This window comes from Actinomadura sp. 21ATH (assembly GCF_041951345.1).
Lineage (GTDB): Bacteria > Actinomycetota > Actinomycetes > Streptosporangiales > Streptosporangiaceae > Spirillospora.
The window spans coordinates 20,038-38,425 of sequence record NZ_JBGNUR010000021.1; the positions used below are offsets into that span (position 1 = coordinate 20,038).

The window sequence follows — 18,388 nt, forward strand, 5'->3', positions numbered from 1 at the left end:
CACCTGAGCCGGCGTGGGGGTCGCCATGGCTTGTCTCCCGATTCGTCACCGGCGGGACGCCGGACACGCTGTCGGAACGGTGCCGGCCGTACGGGCCGGGCGGGGGAGCGGAAGGAGGGAAGGATCGGCCGCGAGGATCGGCCCTCCCGCCCCGCCCCGGTACGGGCACGGGCAGGTGAGAGGATGCCTCGCAGGCCCCGCGCCGCCTCGCGGGGATTCGGTTCCGCCCCATGCTCCAGTGTCACCGATGGGTACGGCCCGGGAGTCCCGCGAACCGGGCCGCGGCCGGTTCCGGCCGCGTTTTCGATAACGCGAAATGCCGGCCGATCGAAATGGCGTGCACGTGCATTTCATCGCCGTTGTGTTTCGGCGGTCAGGATCGGCGTCACGCGCTCCGTTCCCCGGCGACCTCCGCCAGCAGCTCCGCCGCCCGCCTCCGCTCGGCGGCGTTCTCCTCGTCGCCGTCCGGGTCGGCGGGCTCGGCGAGGGCGCGCCGCAGCGCCGCCGCCGCGCCGCCGGGGTCCTCCAGCCCGTACCGCAGCCGCCCGGCCAGCAGCTCGCAGCGGGTGACGAACGCCCGGTCGCCGGTGCCCCGGAACGTCTCGGCCGCCCGCGCCGCCTCGTCGGCGGCCTCGTCCAGGCGGTCGTGGGCGGCGAGGATGCGGGCGGTGTCGTACTGCAGGACGGCCGATTCCCACCTGCCGCGCTCGGCCTCCTCGGCGGGGAACCGCTCGGCGACCCGGCCGGCGTGTTCCGCCGTGGCCAGCGCCGTGTCGACGTCCCCCGCCCAGCAGTGCGCGAGCGCGGCCTGCCGCAGGCACACCGCCTCCTCGAACGCGTTGCCGGCCTCGGCGTAGCGGCCGGCGGCGGCCGCGTACCGCTCGGCGGCCTCCGCGTCGCGGTCCTCGGCCGACAGGACGCCGGCCGCCTGCCGGTCCAGCCGGCCGAGGATGGCCGGGTCGGCGGTGCGGTCGGCCATCTCCGCCAGCCGGTCGAGCGCGTCGTCGGGCTGGTCCAGGTCCGGGTACGCGCAGGCCAGCACCCAGCGGGCCTGCATGCCGGTGTACTCGGCGTCGTCCTCGGCGGAGACGTCGGGGAGGGCCTCCTCGGCGCATTCGGCCGCGTCCAGGGCGCGGCCCGCGGTCAGGTACGCCGTCGCCAGATCGACCCGCGCGTGCGTGGCCAGCCGGGTCTGGCCGAGGGCGGTGAACCGCGCGGTGGCCTCGATGAACGCGCCGATCGCGTCGCCGGCGCGGCCGGAGTTCAGCAGCTCGTCGCCGCGCCGGGCGTGGCCGAGGGCCTCGTTCAGCGCGTCCTCCTCTTCCCGCGCCGCCGACTCGGCGTCCGCCTCGGCCTCCGCGTCGGCCTCCGCGCCCGCCCCGGCCGGCGCGGCGTCCGGGGCGGGCCGCGCGGCGGCGGCCTCGGCGAGCTCCTTGCGGCGGGCGGCCAGGGGCGTCAGCGGCAGCTCGGGGACGATCGCGCGGGTCTCCATCGTGGCGCGCATCCGGTCCCCGATGTGGGTGTTGCCGTGGCGGGCGTCGTACCGCGCGGCCAGCTCCGCCGTGTCGCGGGCGAAGTCGTCGCGCAGCTCGGCGAACGTCCACTCCTCGTCCTCGTCCTCCGGGAAGTCGGGGTTGGCCGGCCAGAACAGCACCTCGTCCCCGCGCCCCTCGTCCGCCAGCGCGCCGAACACCATCGCCGCCGCGGCCGACAGCTCCAGCTCGTACATCGTGGTCGGGGTGCCCTCGAACAGCACCAGGTCCCGCTTGACGATCGACAGCGCGCGCTCGGTGTTGCCGGACAGCACGCAGAAGACGAGGTGCTGGGCGACGTCGCTCTCGTTGTCGTGGTCGAGCCCGCGGTAGGCGAGCCGGTGCGCGTCCCGCGCCTCGTCCAGGTTCCCGGTGCGGAGGTGGCACGACTGGAGGACGTGCAGCGTCTCGGCCGGCTGGATGCCGGTGTCGCACGGGATCTCGCCGTTCAGGATCGGCTGCGCCAGCTCGATCGCCTCGGCGTCGCGCCCGGTGGCCGCCAGGAAGCGCACCTGGAACGTGGCCAGGCAGGCCGGGCACGCGTAGTCGGCCGCCTCGCGGTGCCGCAGCTCGGCGAGGGAGCGGTCGCCCGCCGCCCGGTCGCCGGACAGGTCCGCCAGCAGCAGCCGGATCGAGTGGACGGTGTGCAGGTCGTCGCGGTCGGGCCGGCAGCGCCGCTCCATGTCGTCGAACACGCCGTGGACCAGGCGCAGCGGGTACTCCACCATCAGGCTCAGCACGATCCCCTGCGCGGCGAACTGCCGCCACAGCCCGTCCAGCAGGTAGTCGTCGAACAGCTCCGGGTGCTTGCCGTACAGGGCGACGTTGCGGGTGAACGCGGTGATGACGGCGTTGACGTCCTCGGCGTTCTGCGCCAGCACCATCAGCGCGTCCACCAGGACCAGCCGGGCCTCGATCTCGATGTCGAGCAGGGCGGCGGCCTCCGCCCGCCGGAGGACGTCCTGGACGGCGCCCACCTTCGCCTCGCCCTCGGGCATCTCCTCCGCGTCGGCGAGCAGCTCGCGCAGCTCTTCGGGTGAACGGGTCATCGGTCGTCCTCTGCGTCGTTGTCGTGCACGGCCCACTCGACGAGACCCAGGAACGAGCGGTTCAGCGCGGCGGTGTCGGCCGCGCGCATCGGGTGGTGGCCCTGCAGGAGCGCGTGCCCGTACAGCGCCTCGACGACGAGGCGGACGAGCAGCGGGTCGGTCAGCGTGATCACCCGCCGTACCAGCGGGCTGTCGTGGTTGAGGATGAGCTGCGGGCGGGCCGGCTCGGGCGGCGGCCCGCCGGCGATCCCGTCGAGGCCGTCGAGCATGTCGGCCCAGGCGCCGTCGGCGGACTCCGCCGCGGCCCGCCGCTCCGCCTGCCGTACGGCCTCGTTGCCCGCCAGGTAGAGGGCGGGCAGCGCGACGGGCTGGAACGCCCGGACGACCGGCTCGCAGCCGAGCCGGTCCAGCGCGCGCCGGGCGTGCACGAGGAACCGCTGCACGGCGGGTTCGGCGGCGGGGTCGAGCGGGTCCATCCGGGTGGCCAGCTCGGCGGGGTCCAGCCGCCGCACCTCGATCTCGGGGTCGAGCAGCGGCAGCCGGTTGAGGATCTCGGCGAGGTAGGAGTATCCGGCGTTCACCAGGCCGACGCCCTGCGCGGCCGCGACCTGCGCGAACTGGCGGAACTCGTCGACGCTCGGCGCGTACCTGACGGTCCCGTGCCGCCGCCGGAACTCGGCGAGCGTCATGTCGCCGTCGCCGGTCTCGACGGGCATCCAGCGGTCCACCAGCCGCAGCATCTCGACGTCGTGGACGGCCAGCGCCTTCACGCCGAGGTGGTGCACGGACAGGAACCCGTTCAGCCGGGCCGGGCTCGTCGCCGACAGCCCGACCAGCCAGGTCCGCAGCTGCGCGCCGAGCGCCTCGCGGGTCTCCTCCAGCAGGTCGTCGGCGTACAGCTGCTCGCGGTCGGCGGTGGGGCGCAGCTCGCTCGTGTCGACCACGCAGCGGGCGAAGAACGCCCAGTCCGGCAGCAGTCCCTCGACGCGCTCGCCGAGCAGCATCCGCTTGAGGTAGACGCGGTGCGACGCGCGGGCGCTCGCGGGCAGCGGCGTGGGCAGCACGAACGCGACCCCGGTCAGCCCGGCCGCCGGCACGTTCAGGTCGATGACGTCGAACGGCCGGAACTCCAGCGCCTCCTCGGCGTACTTCAGCAGCGCCTCGCGGCGGGCGCGCGGATCGGGGTACTCGTCCTGCCAGGGCGGCGGGCCGGTGGTCACCAGGCGGTCGCCGACCTCGACCGGGTACGGCAGCAGCGAGCCGAAGTCGCCGGCGAGCCGGGTGACGGTGGCGTCGGACAGCCAGTGCTCGGATCCGCGGCGGGGGCGCAGCACGACGGTGGTGCCCGGTTCGGCCCGGGGGCCGGCGGGCTCGACGGTGTAGTGGCCGTCGGCGTGGCCGGTCCAGCGGACGGTGCCGCCGCCGTCCGCGCTGCGGGTCACGACCTCGACCTCGTCGGCGACCAGGAAGCACGACAGCAGGCCGATGCCGAACTGGCCGAGGAACTGCCCGCGCGAGAAGCCCAGCTCGTCCCGCTTGGACGAGCGGCCGATGGTGGCGAGCAGCTCGTGGACCTGCGCCTCGGTGAGGCCGATGCCGTTGTCGAGGACGTGCAGCGAGCCGTCCCCGGTGACCGAGGGCGGCCGGATCAGGATGCGCGGGTCGGCGGGCGGCCGGGCGCTGAGCGCGTCCACCGCGTTCTGCAGCAGCTCCCGCAGGTAGGCGCGCGGGCTCGGGTAGAGATGCCGTCCGAGCAGGTCGATGATCCCCCGCAGATCGACGCTGAAGCCGTGACGCACCGGTTGCCGCCTCCCGCCCGTGGAACCCCGTGGTTACCAATAGGGATAAACCATGCCGTAAGGGACGGTGCCTCGGCAGCCGGATTCGGATGATCTCTGTACGGGGCATCCGGTAAATAAGTGACATTCAGCCCAGGTATGGCGCAGGATAATGACTTCGCGCCCGAATCGCCGTAACCTGGGGTTCGACGGAGAACTCCGCCATGTCGCGCGTGCCCAAGGGAGAAGACGGTGCCAACGCAGGCGGAACGTACGGCGACGACGCACCGGCGGCTGCTGGAGGCCGCCGTCGAGTTGTTCGCCGCGAAGGGATACCAGAGCACGACCGTGGCCGAGATCGGGGCCCGCGTCGGGCAGAGCCGCGGTGCCGTCACGCTGCACTTCGGCTCCAAGGACGGGCTGCTGTCGGCCATCGTCGAGATCCTCACCGACGAGTGGGAGGAGGGCGCGTTCCTGCCCAGCCTCGAAGAGGGCGCCGGCAGCCTGGAGGACGCGATCGACGCGGCGCTCCGGGCGCACCGCACGGCCCTGGAGGAGGACCCGACCTTCTTCGCTCTCTACGACGCGCTGCTGTACGAGGCCATCGGCCCCGCCTCGCCCATCCGCGCCGACTTCGCCGCCCTGCACCGGCGGCTGCGCGAGCGGATCGCCCAGCACATCGAGACGGGCCAGAAGGAGGGCCTCGTCCAGCCGGACGTCGACCCCGAGGGCCTGGCGATCTGGCTGCTCGGCTCGCTGCGCGGCATCGTCCACCAGTACCTGATCGAGTCCAGGGCGCTGGACCTGGACGCCGCGTACGCCGAGCTGCGCCGCGCGATGCTGGCCCGCCTCGTCGTCACCGGCGGCCCCCAGGCCCCGCCGCCGGACGCCGGATGAGGCCGTTCCGCATCGACGTCCCCGAGGACGAGCTGGCGGACCTGCGCGCGCGGCTGGAGCGGACGCGCTGGCCCGAGCGCGAGACGGTGGACGACTGGTCGCAGGGCGTACCGCTCGGCTACCTGCGGGACCTGTGCCGGTACTGGGCGGAGGAGTACGACTGGCGGGCGGCCGAGGCGCGCCTCAACGCGCTGCCGCAGTTCCGCACCGTGATCGGCGGGCTGGACGTCCACCTGGCGCACGTCCGGTCGCCGCATCCCGGCGCGTTCCCGCTGGTCCTCACCAACGGGTGGCCGGGCTCCCTCGCCGAGTACCTGAAGGTCACCGGGCCGCTGACCGACCCGCCCGCGTACGGCGGCGACGCCGCGGACGCCTTCCACCTCGTCCTCCCGACCCTGCCCGGGTACGGCTTCAGCGGCAAGCCGGACCGGGCCGGCTGGGACGTGCACCGCATCGCGGACGCCTGGCTCGAACTGATGGAGCGCCTCGGGTACGAGCGCTTCGGCGCGCACGGCAGCGACTGGGGGACCAGCGTCACGACGAGCATGGCCCAGCGCGCTCCCGCCCGGGTCGCCGGCATCCACCTCAGCCCGCCGATCGCCGCCCCCGACCCGGCGACGTTCGACGATCTCACCGAGGCGGAGCGGGCGGCGCTCGCCGACCTGGAACGCGCCGCCGAATGGGAGGACGGCTACTCGGCGCAGCAGTCGACCCGGCCCCAGACCCTCGGCTACGGGCTGGTCGACTCGCCGGCCGCGCAGTGCGCGTGGATCGTCGAGAAGTACCGGGCCTGGTCGGACTGCGACGGCCATCCCGAGAACGCGTTCACGCGGGACGAGCTGCTCGACGCCGTGATGCTGTACTGGCTCCCCCGTACGGGCGCGTCCTCGGCCCGCCTGTACTGGGAGAGCATCAGGGAAGTCCAGAAGTGGTTCACCGAGTCGGCGCCCGGCACCGTGGACGTGCCGGCCGGATGCTCGATCTACCCCAAGGAGATGCCGCGCCCGTCGCGGCGCTGGGCGGCGCGCCGCTACACCGACATCCGGTACTGGAACGAAGCGAAGAAGGGCGGGCACTTCGCCGCGTCCGAGCAGCCCGAGTCGTTCGTGCACGATCTGCGCGCGTTCTTCCGCCTGATCCGGTAGCGGCTCAGCGGGAGGCGGCGGCGTCGGCGGCGTCCGCGAGCGCGCCGGCGACGGCGGCGGCCGCGTGCTCGACCGCGGCCACGCCCGCGGCCATCGACGGATGCCGGTCGGAGACGACCGCGATCAGGAGGTCGTGGCCGCCGGTACGGACGCGGCCGATGCTGTTGACCGTCCAGGCGCCGCCGTCCACCTCGCGCGGCAGCCAGCCGTTCTTGAGCGCGACCTCCGCGTTCGCCGTGTCCGCCGCGTCCTGCCCGGCCGCGGAGCTGACGCCCCACGCCTGCTCGGGCGCGACCTTCTCCATCAGGTCCAGGACGTACCGGCGGTTCCGCTCGGTCAGCGGGCCGTCCTCGGCCGCGAGCGCGGCCAGCAGCCGCACCTGGTCGGCGGCGCTCGTGGTGGTCGCGCCCCACGCCGTGCCGGGGCCGGGCTCGGTGTCCTCGAACCCGAGCCTCTTCCCGGCCCTCGCCAGGCCGCGCCCGCCGCCGATCGCGTGCCAGAGCGCGGTGGCCGCGTCGTTGTCGCTGACCGTGACCGCCCGTTCGGCCAGGGAACGCTCGGCGGCCGTCGGCGCCCGGTCCTCCCGCTGGGCCTTGAGGAGCAGCGCGACGACGATCTCGACCTTGACGATGCTGGCCGTCGCGGTCCGCAGCCGCGGCTCGTACGAGAACCCGAGGCCCGTCTCCAGGTCGCGCACCGCCACCGACAGCCGGCCCCGCCGCCCCTCCAGGTAGCGGTCGAGGGAACGGGCGAGCCTCTCGCGCCGCTCCGCCGTGAGCGCCGGAGGCGACGGCGACGGATCGGGCGGTACGGGCGTCGGCGTCACGGGGACCTCGGGGCCGGGGACGGGCACCGCCCCATCATGCAGGCTCGGCGGCCCGGCGGACGCGGCGGCCGGCAGGGCGCAGGCCACGGCGGTGGCGGCCGCCGCCACGGCCCGGCGGAACGGTACTCGGCGTCGCATGGCGGCGAGTCTCGCGAGGCGCGCGTTACCTCTGTGTTTGCCTCCGCGCGCCCGCCCGCCCCGCGCAAGTCAATCCGATCGCGCGGGGAATTGCCGACCGGCGACGCAAATATGGTCGTTATTTTCACCGGCACGCTCTTTTCCGTGCCCGGTTCGGGTAGGTCCGTGCAAAGTTCAAGGTTCCTCCGGCGCCTTCGACGCCCCGGAGGACGGGGCCCGACGTGTGATCGGCCCGATGTGATCGGAGGGGGCAGTGGACCATGAGGAAGAGCCGGTGCCGCTCGGACGAACGCGCGAGGGCCTGGTGGCGGGCCTGCACGCCGACTTCGCCGAGGTACCCGTCGAGACCGTGCGACGCTGCATAGACGACCTCTGGAGCTGTTGCGTGCATCTCGGCATCCGGCCCGAGACGGAGACCATCGAGGGTCTCGCCCTGTCCCGGCTCTCCGGGATCGTCAAGGGAACGAAGCGTCCCGTATCCGCGCCGACAAGAGAAATGACCGATGAAAAAGACCACCGTGCAAGGTCTGCGGACCAGGACCGAACGAGGATTCGTCGTTCTCACGCTGCCACCGGCAACGGGCTGGCACAACTATTCGGCGATCCGGGAGGCCCTGTGCGAGGCACTGACCACGGAGCCGGGGCGGAACCCGTCCGGGCTGGTCGTCGATCTCACTGACACCGTCCTGCTGGACGCGGCCGGCCTGGTGCTGCTGGCCCGCACGCAGACCCGGGCGAACCTGCTCGGCCGGACGCTGCGGATCGTCGTCCCGGCGCCCGCCCTGCGGATCCGGCAGGCGCTGCACGTCACCGGGCTGGCGCGGCTGGTGCCGATGTACCCGCACCTGGAGTCGGCGACCGCGCCGCCGCCCGCGCGGCCGCACCGCCGCCGCGCGGCGGCCGACGGCACGCACGTCCTGGACGCGATCCGGGCGCTGTACCCGGAGGACAACCGGCTGTCGACGTACCTGCCGGACACCGAATTAACGATCGAGACGGCGCCCGAGCCCGCCGACGGCCACCTGGTCGTCTCGGTCGGCGGGGTGCTGGACGAGGCCGCCACCAGCCGGCTCGGCGAGGCGCTCACCTCGATGATCGAACGGAACGCGCACCATCTCATGGTGCGGATGCACGACCGGATCCGGGTCCGCTGCGACCCGTTCCCGGTGCTGCTCGGCATCCGCTGGCGGGCCACCGCCGAGGGCGGCTGCCTGTCGCTGGCGGGCGTACCGCCGCGGCTGCGGCAGATCATCGACCGGGAGGGGCTGCGGTCGGCGTTCCAGTCGTGCCGCCGCCTCGCCGTCCCGGCACCGGCACCGGCCGCCGCGCCCGCCGCGGGCACGCTGACCGCGCTGTGACACCGCGCGCCCCCGCCCCCGCCCGCCGCGGGAGCGGGGGCGCGCCCATGATTTCCCGTGATACCGAAGGGGTACCTCGTAGCGCATGAGGCGAGCCTCGGGACGTGAACGGATGCTGGCCGGGCTGCTCGGCGCCAGCCACCGGTACACGTTCGAGAGCCTGCCGCGGATCGCCGCCGAGCACGCCGCCCACGCGGGCCTCGACGGCCTCCTCATCTACCTGGCCGACCTCCAGGAGGAGTCGCTCTTCCTCGTCACCGGCAAGGGCCTGGACGCCAACGCCGACCCCGGCGACGAGCCGGGCGAGATACCGATCTCCGGAACGGTCCCGGGCCGCGCGTTCCAGCACGGCGAGATCGTCCCGGCCGCGCGCGACGGGTCCCCGTCGTCCCGCTGGTGGGTCCCGCTGCTGAACGGCACCGAGCGGCTCGGCGTCCTGCGCGTCGCCACCGCGGAGGCCAAGGGGGACCACGCGGTGAGCCTCATGCGGGAGCTGGCCGGCGCGATCGCCGTCCTGGTCACCGCGAAGCGCGACGTCAGCGACGCGCACGCCCGGCTGATCAGGCGGCGGCGGATGAACGTGGCCGCCGAGATGCAGTGGCGCCTCATCCCGCCGCGGACGTTCGCCACCGACCGGGTCGTGATCAGCGCCGTGCTGGAACCCGCGTACGAGATCAGCGGCGACGCGTTCGACTACGCCGTCAGCGGCGAGAGCGTCCATCTGAGCATCTTCGACGCCATGGGCCACGACGCCGCGTCCGGCCTCACCGCCAACCTCGCCGTCGCCGCCTGCCGCAACCACCGCCGCCAGGCCGACGACCTGGCCGGGACGGCCGAGCACATCGAGGAGGTGCTGTGCGAGCAGTTCGAGAACCGGTTCGCCACCGGCATCCTCAGCGTCCTCGACACCGCTACGGGTCAGCTGAGCTGGCTCACCCGCGGCCACCACCCGCCGGTCATCATCCGCAACGGCCGCACGCTGCGGCTGGAATGCCCCCCGGCGCCGCCGATGGGGCTCGGCCTCGGCCTCCCCGGCACCGTCTGCCACGACCAGCTGGAGCCGGGCGACCGCCTGGTCCTCTACACCGACGGCATCACCGAGGCCCGCAGCCCCGAGGGCCGCGAGTTCGGCCTGGAACGCTTCATCGACTTCCTCGTCCGCCACGAGGCCGACGGCCTGCCCGTACCCGAGACCCTGCGCCGCCTCATCCGCCACCACCTGGACTACCACGAAGGCCGCCTGAACGACGACGCCACCGTCCTGCTCCTCGAATGGCACGGCCCCGCCCCGTTCCACACCGGCGAGGCCGAAGCCCTCGTCGGCCTTCCCTGACTTTCTCGCGAAGGAACGGGCAAGGGGACGGGCAAGGGAGGGGCACTGTGCCAGCGGACACAGCCTGCCGCGGCCCGCCGCTCTAGTCTCCTCGGCGGGGGTACCGCGCAGTGAGGAAGCGACGTGGCCGCCTTTCCCGGCGACACGGGACCGAGATTCGGTGGTGACGCCGTCGCGCGCGACAAGATCGTGCACGTGGGCGGCGCCGGATCCGTGCCCGCCCCGCCGGAACCGCCCAGGCAGCTGCCGCTGGACGTGCACGGTTTCTCGGGCCGGGCGGACCACCTGGCCAGGCTCGACGAGCTGGCGGAGGAGAACCGGCGCTCGCTGTCCCCCCTCATCATCGCCATCACGGGGATGCCCGGCGTCGGCAAGACCGCGCTGGCCGTCCACTGGGCCCACCTGAACGCGGACCGGTTCACCGACGGCCATCTCTTCATCGACCTGCGCGGCCACTCGGACCGCGCCGCGCTCACCCCGCGGGAGGCGCTGGGCCAGGCGCTGCGCGCGCTGAACGTCCCCGCGGGCCGGATCCCGGTGGACGAGGACGAGCTGGCCGCCCTCTACCGCTCCCAGCTCGCCAGGAAGAGGATCCTCATCCTGCTCGACGACGCGGCCGGGTTCGAGCAGGTGCACCCGCTCCTGCCGGGAGGGCCGTCCTGCGTGGTCGTGGTGACCGCGCGCGACGAACCGGTCGGCCTGGTCGCCCGCGACCACGCGCGGACGGTGCCGCTGCGGCCGCTGCCCGCCCGTGAGGCGCTCGAACTGGCGCGCCCCCCGCCTGATCAGGGGAGGCCGCCTACGAGCTGGCGCGCATCCACGACGCGGTCAAGGACCTGCCGCCCCGGCTCGGCGACTTCGCCGGGCTCGCGCCGTACCACTGGCCGGTCGAGAGCGTGCTGCGGGACCGGGACGCGTTCCTCGCCGGAATGCGCGGCCGGCGGCTCCGGCCGGAAGACCCCGAGACGCCCGGTGACCCCGCCGCGGTCCGGCGCGTCCTGGAACGCCTCGGAGCGCAGGCCGGCGGCATCGAACTCGGGCTCACCGGGAGCACGCACCAGGACTACCGGCCCCGCAACATCCTGGTGCGGGACGGCGAGATCGTCGAGGTCATCGACTGGGACCTCGCGCGCCGCGACCACTTCCTGTACGACGCGACGCTCGCGGCCTTCCATCTCAGATGGCTCGATCAGGGTGACGGCTCGCCGGACGCGGTCGAGCAGTTCATCGAGGCGTACCTCAGCGCGATGGACATCAAGGCGGACCGCGCGGCGGTGGCATGGATGCTCCACTACGTCCCGGCGCGCAACCTGGCGCTCAGCCGATCGCCCGGGAAGTGGCGGACCCTGCTGCGCGAGGTCGAGCGGCGCGGGACGGGTCAGTGGTCGTACTGAATCTTGTCGCCGAGGACGAGGTCCCCCGCCACGTCCACGGGGCCCGCGAAGACCGTGCCGGCTCCGGTGCCGGTGGCCTGCGCGTTCCGGGATGAGGAGCGTACGGCCTGCTCGCGCAGGTGCAGGGGGCGGGCGCCGTGGGCGAAGTACATCCAGGCGGTCGTCTCCGTCTCCTTCACCTGGACCTCGACCTCGCGGTACGGCGCCGGATCGGTCGAGTGCCTGACGGCGCTGTCGTACACGAACCGCGAGGCGATGAAGCCGAGGTCCGCGCCCGTGGCCTCCAGCTCCTTCTTGAACGCGGGCGCGTCCAGCAGGCGGGCCGTCCGGATGACCGCCTCGCCGGCGACGCCGTTGCCGTCCGGGACGACCGGGCCGACGTGCAGGGCGACCCTGAGCTGGACGCGCACGGCCTCGGCGGCGTCGCGGTTGTGCCGGTCGACCCCCGCGGCCAGGTGCCGGAGCAGCGGATCGACCAGGGACGCCGTCGGCACGGACGGCGGCACGACCATGAGCGTCCCGTCGCCGCGGTCCTCGCGGTAGACGAGGTCCCAGTCCAGCCCGGCGTCCCCGAACGCCCGCCGCAGCGTCTCGTACAGCACCTGCCGTACGAGCAGGCGGTCCCGGTCGTCGCGGGACGGATCGCTGAACCGGGCGACGTCGGTGAACAGGACCGAGCAGTTCTGCCCGCCCCAGTCGTACCGGGCGGGCGGCGCGGTGCTGCCCTGGAGGGCGTGCGCGTCCAGGACCGTGAGGCTGTGCGGCGTGACGCGGACGAGGCCGCTCCGCTCCCAGACGGCCATGATCTGCTCGACGTCCGCGTCCGGGACGTCCGTGAAGTCGGCGATGTCCTGGCAGGTGACGGGCAGCGTCAGCCGGTGCCCGCGCGGCAGGACGAGACCGGCGAGCCGGCCGGCGATCCGCTCCTCGGGTGCGGTCTCGCCGTACCGCTCCTCGGTGAGCCGCCCGTAGAGCTGCCGTTCCAGGAGTTCGTACACGCGCTCGTGCCCGTCGAGGAACACCGCGAAGTCCACCGCCGGGACGATCAGCGCCTCCACCGTGTCGAGCGCGACGACCGTGGCCGACCGCGACCGCACCCGCAGCGCCGCGCGCTCGCCGACCAGGTCGCCCGGCCCGCGCAGGGCGATGATCCGCTCCCGGCCGCCCCCGCCCCCGCCGCCGCCCGGGGCGAGCGACACCTTCGTCCAACCCGCCAGCACCACGATGACCCGTACCGCCGGGTCGCCCTCGCGGCACAGGACGTCGCCCGCCTCGAACGTGCCGCGCTCGGCCAGGCCGCTCAGCGCGCGCCGTTCCGGTTCACTCAGCGCGGGCCAGAACGGCCGCGCCGCCACCTCGGATCCCATGGCCGCCCTCCCATCCCCTCCGTGCCTATCACCGCGGCGGCCGTCCGTTCTGCGTCACATGACACGCCCGCCGCCCGGCGCGGGACCGGATTCCGGGAACCGCTGGGAACGCGAAAAGCCTCCGGCCGGTGGCGGTACCGGGCGGAGGCTCGATCGCGGCGGTCAGACCTTGCGGAGCAGGCCGCCGTACTCGTAGATCGACGGCTCCAGGGCCGAGCGGCCCACGTACTTCTGCAGCTCGGGGGGCACCGGGTCCAGCGCGGGCTGGCCGGGGTCGGGGCGCCAGTCCTTGACGTTGAGGCAGGCCGGTTCCACCCGCTCCAGAGGGGGCAGGATCGCCTCGACCTCCTCGACGGAACGCAGCCGCATCTGCATCCCGGCGGCGTTGAACTGGGCGTTCATCTCGGCGCGCTGCTCGTCCCGCGTGCACACCATCTGGCTGAACGCGAGGTGGCTGCCCGGCACCGCCCGTCCGATGATCTCGCCGAGCGCCCGGGCCGGGCCGTCCTCGTCCATCAAGTGGTGGCCGACCGACAGGAACAGCATCCCCACCGGCCGCTCGAAGTCGATCAGCCGCCGCAGCTCGGGCTCGGCGAGCAGCGCCTCCTGGTCCCGGAAGTCGGCATGGATCATCGTGGTGCTCTGGTCGGTGGTGAGCAGCGCGCGCCCGTGGGCGAGGACGATCGGGTCGTTGTCGACGTACACGACGTGCGTCTCGGGGGCGAACGCCTGCGCCACCTGGTGCACGTTGTTGTTGGTCGGCAGCCCGCACCCCATGTCGATGAACTGCCGGATGCCCGCTTCCTGCACCATGTACCGGACGGCCCGGTAGAGAAAGCGGCGGTTCTCCCGGGTGATGTCCACACCGGAATGGAACTGCTCCAGCATTCCGATGGTGAACTGCCGGTCCACCTCGAAATTGTCCTTGCCGCCCAGCATCCACCCGTACGTGCGCGCCGAGGTCGGCACGTCCTCGGGGATCTCCACCGGCGTGTAGTCGTCCATCGCTCTGCCCTCCCGCGGAGAGCGTATCGGCTAGAACGATCTTCGGGTGCGATCCCGCGGCTTTCGTCCCCGGCCGTTCACCCCTTCCCTCTAAACGTCGACGGAGCGACAGTGGACCCGCACATCCGGTAATCGGAAATGGTCACGTGAACGGTTCTCCGGCGCCGCGGCGAAATCGCGGAACGCGGCGATTGCCCGGCGGCCGGGACCCCCCCGACCCCGGCCACCGGACCGGCGTACCGCGCGGGAACACCGGTGGACGGCCCAGCGGGACACGCGCCCATGGATCACGCGGACACCCACCGCCCGAGGGCGGACGGCACGTGCCCCGCTCGGCCACCGCCCATGGTCGTCCGGCCGCGCCCGGACCGCATCGGTAGATGTACCGAAGCGCCGTACCGATCCTCGGAAACACCGCGAAACGGACCGATTCCGGCCCGCGCCACTTGGCGATCGCTGTAGCCGTCCGTGGTGCGATGACTACACTTCTGGGTGTCCGGTAGCCGGGGTCCCGGCGGTGGCTGACTCGGAGGCGGCCGTGTCGCGCTTCATGACGCTGGAACGACAGACGGGACGACTGCCCGCGGAGCTGACCAGCTTCGTCGGCAGGGAGACGGAACTGGACCAGATCCGTCTGCTGATCGGGACGCACCGGCTGGTCACGCTGACCGGGCCGGGCGGCGTCGGCAAGACCCGGCTCGCGGTGCGCACCGCGACCCGGGCGCGGGAGACGTTCGACGACGGCGTGGCGTTCGTGTCGCTGTCCGGCCTCACCGAGCCGTCGCTGCTGGCCCAGGCGGTCTGCGAGGCGCTCGGCGTCACCGAGCAGGGCGGCGATCCCGCCGTCCGCCTCGCCGACAACCTCGCCGACCGGCGGCTGCTGCTGGTCCTCGACACCTGCGAGCACGTCGTGGACGCGTGCGCGATGCTCACCGAGGCGCTGCTGGGCACCGCTCCCGGGCTGCGCGTCCTGGCGACGAGCCGCCAGCCGCTCGACGTCATGGGCGAGCACCTCGTCACGATCGCCCCGATGAACCGCTCCGCGGCCGGGTCGGACGGCGCGGAGTGCGAGTCGGTACGGCTGTTCGCCGAGCGCGCGGCCGCCGCCGTCCAGGGCTGGACGCTCACCCGCGGCAACCGCGAGACGGTCGTGCGCCTGTGCGACCGCCTCGACGGCATCCCGCTCGCGATCGAACTCGCCGCCGTGCAGCTGCGGGCGTTCTCCGAGGAGCAGGTGCTGGGCCGCCTCGGCACCCACCTGTTCCAGGTCCGCGGCCGCCGGACGAACCTGCCGCGCCACCAGACGCTGCGCGCGGCGGTCGACTGGAGCCACGAGCTCTGCTCGGCCGGGGAGCGGCTGCTGTGGGCCCGGCTCTCGGTGTTCGCCCACGACTTCGACCTCGACGCGGCCGAGCACGTCTGCTCGGACGGCGACCTGCCGCCCGAGCACGTCGTCGAGGTCGTGACGGGCCTGGTCGAGAAGTCGATCGTGCAGCGCGCCGACCACGGCGGCCGCGTCCGCTACCGGATGCTCGACACCCTGCGGGAGTACGGCGCCGAACGCCTCGCCGCGCGGGACGAGGAGGGCCGGTTCCGCCACCGCTGCTTCGCCTGGTACGCCGAGCGCCTCCGGTCGTGCCGCGCCGAGCTGTACCGCGCGGCCCAGGTGCGGTGGCTCGAATGGTTCGCCCGCGAGCGCGCCAACATCCGCGCCGTCCTCGGCCACGTCCTGGCGACGGCCGAGCCGGACGCGTTCCGGGACGCGATGGGCACCCTCGCCCGCCTCTGGGCCCTGAACGGGACGATGGGCGAGGGCCGCCACTGGATGGACCGGGCGCTGGAAGCCCGCGACACCACCACCGAGGGCTGGTCGGCCCTCATCGCGGTGGCCGCCCTGATGCGCACCCTCCAGAACGACGTCACCGCCGCCACCGAACTCCTCGCCCGCGCCCACGCCCAGGCCCAGGCCGACGGCGACCCGGAGGGCACCGTCCACGCCCTCACCGGCCAGGGCATCGTGGCCCTCTTCGAGGGCGACTTCGACGGTTCCCTCCGGTTCCTCGCCGAAGCCGGCGAACTCCTCCGCGAGACCGGCCGCGAGGACGTCCTCTTCCTCCTCATCGACGTCTTCAGCGCCCTCGCGCACCTCTTCCGGAACGACCACGCCGCCGCCGTCGCCCACGCCGACGAGGCCGTGCGGGCGGGGGAGCGCCGCGGCGAGCTGTGGGTCCGCTCGTACGGCATGCTGGTCGGCGGCCTCGCCCTGTGGCTGGCCGGCGACCTCGACGCGTCGCTGGACCGCCTCACCCGCGCCCTGCGCGTCAAGCGCGACCTCGACGACCGGCTGGGGATCACGCTGGGCCTGGAGTCGATCGCCGCGTGCCTGTCCAGCCGCGGCGAGTACGCCCGCGCCGTCCGGCTCCTCGGCGCCGCCGACCGCATGCGGGAGGCGACCCAGACGTCCTGGTTCGGCCCGTACCACGCCCTGCTCCGCGAGACCCACATCGACAGCGCCAAGCAGGCCATGGGCGAGGACCGCTACCGCGCCGCCTTCAGCGAGGGCGAGCAGCTCCCCCTGCCCCAGGCCATCGAGCTGGCCCTGGACGACCCGTCATCCGCCGCCTCGCGCCCCAACGGGCCCCTGACCGACCGCGAACTCCAGGTCGCCGCCCTGGTCGCCGAGGGCCTCTCCAACCGCGACATCGCCGACCGCCTGTGTATAGCCAAGCGCACCGCCGACTCGCACATCGAGCACATCCTCGCCAAGCTCGGCTTCTCCTCAAGGGCCCAGATAGCCGTCTGGATCACCGAGCGCCAGCCCTGACCCGCGGAACGCGAAAGGCCGGCCGCGCTCCCGCGCACCGGCCCGCCCTGCCGAGAATGGCGCCCCCGGCAGGATTCGAACCTGCGACACCCGCTTTAGGAGAGCGGTGCTCTATCCCCTGAGCTACGGAGGCATGTCGTCGCTCGCCGGAAGAGCGTAGCGGACGGCACCTCACAGGGTAAGGGAAGGCGCGGGTGAACGCTCCCTCTTATGCGAGCGGAGGGGGTCTCCGGGCATTAGGTGCGGGAGGGGGTAGGTCGGTACGCTTCGGTCCGTGCGGTCGAAGTGGGTGTACGTGATCGGCGGGGCGATCGCCGTGCTCGTGATCGGCCTGGTCGTGGTGGGGGTGCGCGGCGGCGGCTCGGAGCCCGTGGCGCGGCCGCAGGGCGTGCAGGCCCGGCCCAGCACGCCGAATCCGCCGGAGACGCATCCCACGCAGGGCGAGTACGTGCCGCCGCGGCCGGTGCCGACGACGGTGCCGCCGGCCACCCGGGCGCCGCAGCGGGTGCGGCCGAGCGAGAGCGGGCCGGAGGGCAGGCCGGAGCGGCGGACGCGGCGCGAGTGCCCCCGGCGGTGGAACGAGGTTCCGTGGCTCAAGCGGTGGTGCGAGCGTAACGGTTACCGGACTCGGTGAAGTCGTTCGGGAACATGTAGTAGCGTTCCTGCCGCTGTCGTGCTTTTGGGCATCAGGAGGAACCACTGTGCCAATCCCTCGGTCGGCGGCGCTGACCGCGGTCTTCCTGGTGATGGCGGTGGTGTTCGCGCTGCCCGGTGGGGCCGCCGCGCGCGAGGATCCGGTCAAGGAGCTGCGTGCCGCCGCCGCCAAGGCGCGGAGTGAGCTGGCGAAGGCCACCGGGAAGATGGAGAAGCGCAAGAAGGATCTTGCGAGCTCCCAGGACAGGCTGCGGGACACGCTCAAGGACCTGGCCAAGGCGGAGGCGGATCTCAACCGGATCCGGGAGCCGCTGGCCCGGCTCGCGAACATGTCGTACCAGCAGCCCGGCGCCGCCGGATCGATGTCGATCTTCGGTGGCGGGGACGCCGGTGAGGCGCTGCGGGCGACGGCGGACGTCACGCACATCGCCAACGGGCAGCAGACACTGGTGAAGCAGGCCGACGAGCTGCAGCGGCGGCGGCAGCAGCTGGCGTCGACGGCGCAGGACCTCCAGTCGCGGAACGCGGTGGAGCAGACGCGGCTGCAGCAGGAGATCGACGCGCTGAAGAAGCGGTCGGCGGAGCTCACCGGGCAGCTGTCGGGCAAGCTGAAGAAGCTGGAGGCCGACCGGGAGCGGCGGCTGCTGGCCAAGTGCGACCGGTCCGGCGCGGCCAACGCCAAGAACTACCCCAACGGCCTGATCCCCGACCGGTACCTGTGCCCGCTGCCGCAGAAGGGCGAGCAACTGCGCGCCGACGCGGCGATGGCCTTCTACAAGCTGAACGCCGCGTACAAGCGCCGGTTCGGCCGCGACATGTGCGTGACGGATTCGTACCGGAGCCTGCCGGACCAGCAGCGGGTGTACGCCCAGCGGCCCGGGTTCGCCGCGGTGCCCGGTACGAGCAACCACGGCAAGGGCCAGGCGCTGGACCTGTGCGGTGGCGTCGAGAACGCCAGCACGGCCCAGTTCAACTGGCTGGAGGCCAACTCGAAGAGGTACGGCTGGTTCCACCCGGCCTGGGCCTACAGCAACCCGTACGAGCCCTGGCACTGGGAGTTCGGCAGCGAGAGCCAGAGCTGAGCCGGC

Annotated in this window: 12 protein-coding genes, 1 tRNA gene and 2 pseudogenes; 9 read left to right on the forward strand and 6 right to left on the reverse strand. The window is 73.4% G+C overall.

Translation table 11 applies throughout. The annotated features are described in order from the left end of the window. Positions 1–385: 385 nt before the first annotated feature. Positions 386–2,581: a hypothetical protein gene (locus tag ACA361_RS36760; RefSeq protein ID WP_375019726.1), complete on the reverse strand. Its 2,196-nt coding sequence runs from the start codon at positions 2,579–2,581 to the stop codon at positions 386–388. Then, positions 2,578–4,380, reverse strand: a complete 1,803-nt coding sequence (locus ACA361_RS36765; protein WP_375019727.1) for an HSP90 family protein — start codon at positions 4,378–4,380, stop codon at positions 2,578–2,580. The genes ACA361_RS36760 and ACA361_RS36765 overlap by 4 nt, the downstream gene beginning before the upstream one ends. A gap of 231 nt (positions 4,381–4,611) precedes the next feature. Here ACA361_RS36765 and ACA361_RS36770 point away from each other — a divergent pair, with 231 nt between their 5' ends. Both ACA361_RS36770 and ACA361_RS36775 read left to right on the forward strand, forming a co-directional pair. Next, on the forward strand, positions 4,612–5,256 hold the full coding sequence (locus ACA361_RS36770) for a TetR family transcriptional regulator (protein WP_375019728.1): 645 nt from the start codon (positions 4,612–4,614) through the stop codon (positions 5,254–5,256). Beyond that, a complete protein-coding gene (locus ACA361_RS36775) occupies positions 5,253–6,401 on the forward strand; it encodes an epoxide hydrolase family protein (RefSeq protein ID WP_375019729.1) in 1,149 nt (382 codons plus the stop codon). Before ACA361_RS36770 ends, ACA361_RS36775 begins: the two co-directional genes overlap by 4 nt. Positions 6,402–6,405: 4 nt before the next feature. Here ACA361_RS36775 and ACA361_RS36780 read toward each other — a convergent pair whose 3' ends face one another. Further along, a complete protein-coding gene (locus tag ACA361_RS36780) occupies positions 6,406–7,365 on the reverse strand; it encodes a serine hydrolase (protein ID WP_375019730.1) in 960 nt (319 codons plus the stop codon). Positions 7,366–7,868: 503 nt separating this feature from the next. Between ACA361_RS36780 and ACA361_RS36785 the strand changes: the two genes are divergently transcribed. From ACA361_RS36785 to ACA361_RS36800, 4 genes and pseudogenes are all read left to right on the forward strand, one after another. Further along, complete coding sequence (locus ACA361_RS36785) at positions 7,869–8,723, forward strand: STAS domain-containing protein (RefSeq protein ID WP_375019731.1); 855 nt, start codon at positions 7,869–7,871, stop codon at positions 8,721–8,723. An 85-nt stretch (positions 8,724–8,808) separates the two neighbouring features. Beyond that, on the forward strand, positions 8,809–10,056 hold the full coding sequence (locus tag ACA361_RS36790; RefSeq protein WP_375019732.1) for a PP2C family protein-serine/threonine phosphatase: 1,248 nt from the start codon (positions 8,809–8,811) through the stop codon (positions 10,054–10,056). A gap of 255 nt (positions 10,057–10,311) precedes the next feature. Beyond that, positions 10,312–10,812 (forward strand): annotated as a pseudogene (locus ACA361_RS36795) (NB-ARC domain-containing protein); the annotation flags it as partial. Between the two features lie 44 nt (positions 10,813–10,856). Further along, positions 10,857–11,450, forward strand: a pseudogene (locus ACA361_RS36800) (phosphotransferase); the annotation flags it as partial. Here ACA361_RS36800 and ACA361_RS36805 read toward each other — a convergent pair. Together ACA361_RS36805 and ACA361_RS36810 are read right to left on the reverse strand one after the other, a co-directional pair. Continuing rightward, a complete protein-coding gene (locus tag ACA361_RS36805) occupies positions 11,435–12,817 on the reverse strand; it encodes a cyclic nucleotide-binding domain-containing protein (protein ID WP_375019733.1) in 1,383 nt (460 codons plus the stop codon). The pseudogene ACA361_RS36800 and the gene ACA361_RS36805 sit on opposite strands and share 16 nt — an antisense overlap. A gap of 162 nt (positions 12,818–12,979) precedes the next feature. Then, positions 12,980–13,822, reverse strand: coding sequence for an SAM-dependent methyltransferase (locus ACA361_RS36810; protein ID WP_375019734.1), 843 nt, complete (start codon positions 13,820–13,822; stop codon positions 12,980–12,982). 517 nt (positions 13,823–14,339) lie between these two features. Here ACA361_RS36810 and ACA361_RS36815 point away from each other — a divergent pair. Further along, positions 14,340–16,646: a LuxR C-terminal-related transcriptional regulator gene (locus ACA361_RS36815; RefSeq protein WP_375019735.1), complete on the forward strand. Its 2,307-nt coding sequence runs from the start codon at positions 14,340–14,342 to the stop codon at positions 16,644–16,646. A 57-nt stretch (positions 16,647–16,703) separates the two neighbouring features. Here the strand turns inward: ACA361_RS36815 and ACA361_RS36820 are convergent. Continuing rightward, a tRNA-Arg gene (locus tag ACA361_RS36820) sits at positions 16,704–16,779 on the reverse strand. A 141-nt stretch (positions 16,780–16,920) separates the two neighbouring features. On the opposite strand from ACA361_RS36820, the gene ACA361_RS36825 reads away from it, so the two are divergent. Both ACA361_RS36825 and ACA361_RS36830 read left to right on the forward strand, forming a co-directional pair. Beyond that, positions 16,921–17,280: a hypothetical protein gene (locus ACA361_RS36825; RefSeq protein WP_375019736.1), complete on the forward strand. Its 360-nt coding sequence runs from the start codon at positions 16,921–16,923 to the stop codon at positions 17,278–17,280. A gap of 67 nt (positions 17,281–17,347) precedes the next feature. Further along, positions 17,348–18,382, forward strand: a complete 1,035-nt coding sequence (locus ACA361_RS36830; protein WP_375019737.1) for a D-alanyl-D-alanine carboxypeptidase family protein — start codon at positions 17,348–17,350, stop codon at positions 18,380–18,382. Positions 18,383–18,388: the final 6 nt, after the last annotated feature.

Excerpts from the sequence above, each read along its gene's own strand:
- ACA361_RS36775 (WP_375019729.1), top strand. The coding sequence starts at position 5,253 with ATGAGGCCGTTCCGCATCGACGTCCCCGAGGACGAGCTGGCGGACCTG.
- ACA361_RS36805 (WP_375019733.1), bottom strand. The coding sequence starts at position 12,817 with ATGGGATCCGAGGTGGCGGCGCGGCCGTTCTGGCCCGCGCTGAGTGAA.
- ACA361_RS36790 (WP_375019732.1), top strand. The coding sequence starts at position 8,809 with ATGAGGCGAGCCTCGGGACGTGAACGGATGCTGGCCGGGCTGCTCGGC.
- ACA361_RS36785 (WP_375019731.1), top strand. The coding sequence starts at position 7,869 with ATGAAAAAGACCACCGTGCAAGGTCTGCGGACCAGGACCGAACGAGGA.
- ACA361_RS36780 (WP_375019730.1), bottom strand. The coding sequence starts at position 7,365 with ATGCGACGCCGAGTACCGTTCCGCCGGGCCGTGGCGGCGGCCGCCACC.
- ACA361_RS36760 (WP_375019726.1), bottom strand. The coding sequence starts at position 2,581 with ATGACCCGTTCACCCGAAGAGCTGCGCGAGCTGCTCGCCGACGCGGAG.
- ACA361_RS36810 (WP_375019734.1), bottom strand. The coding sequence starts at position 13,822 with ATGGACGACTACACGCCGGTGGAGATCCCCGAGGACGTGCCGACCTCG.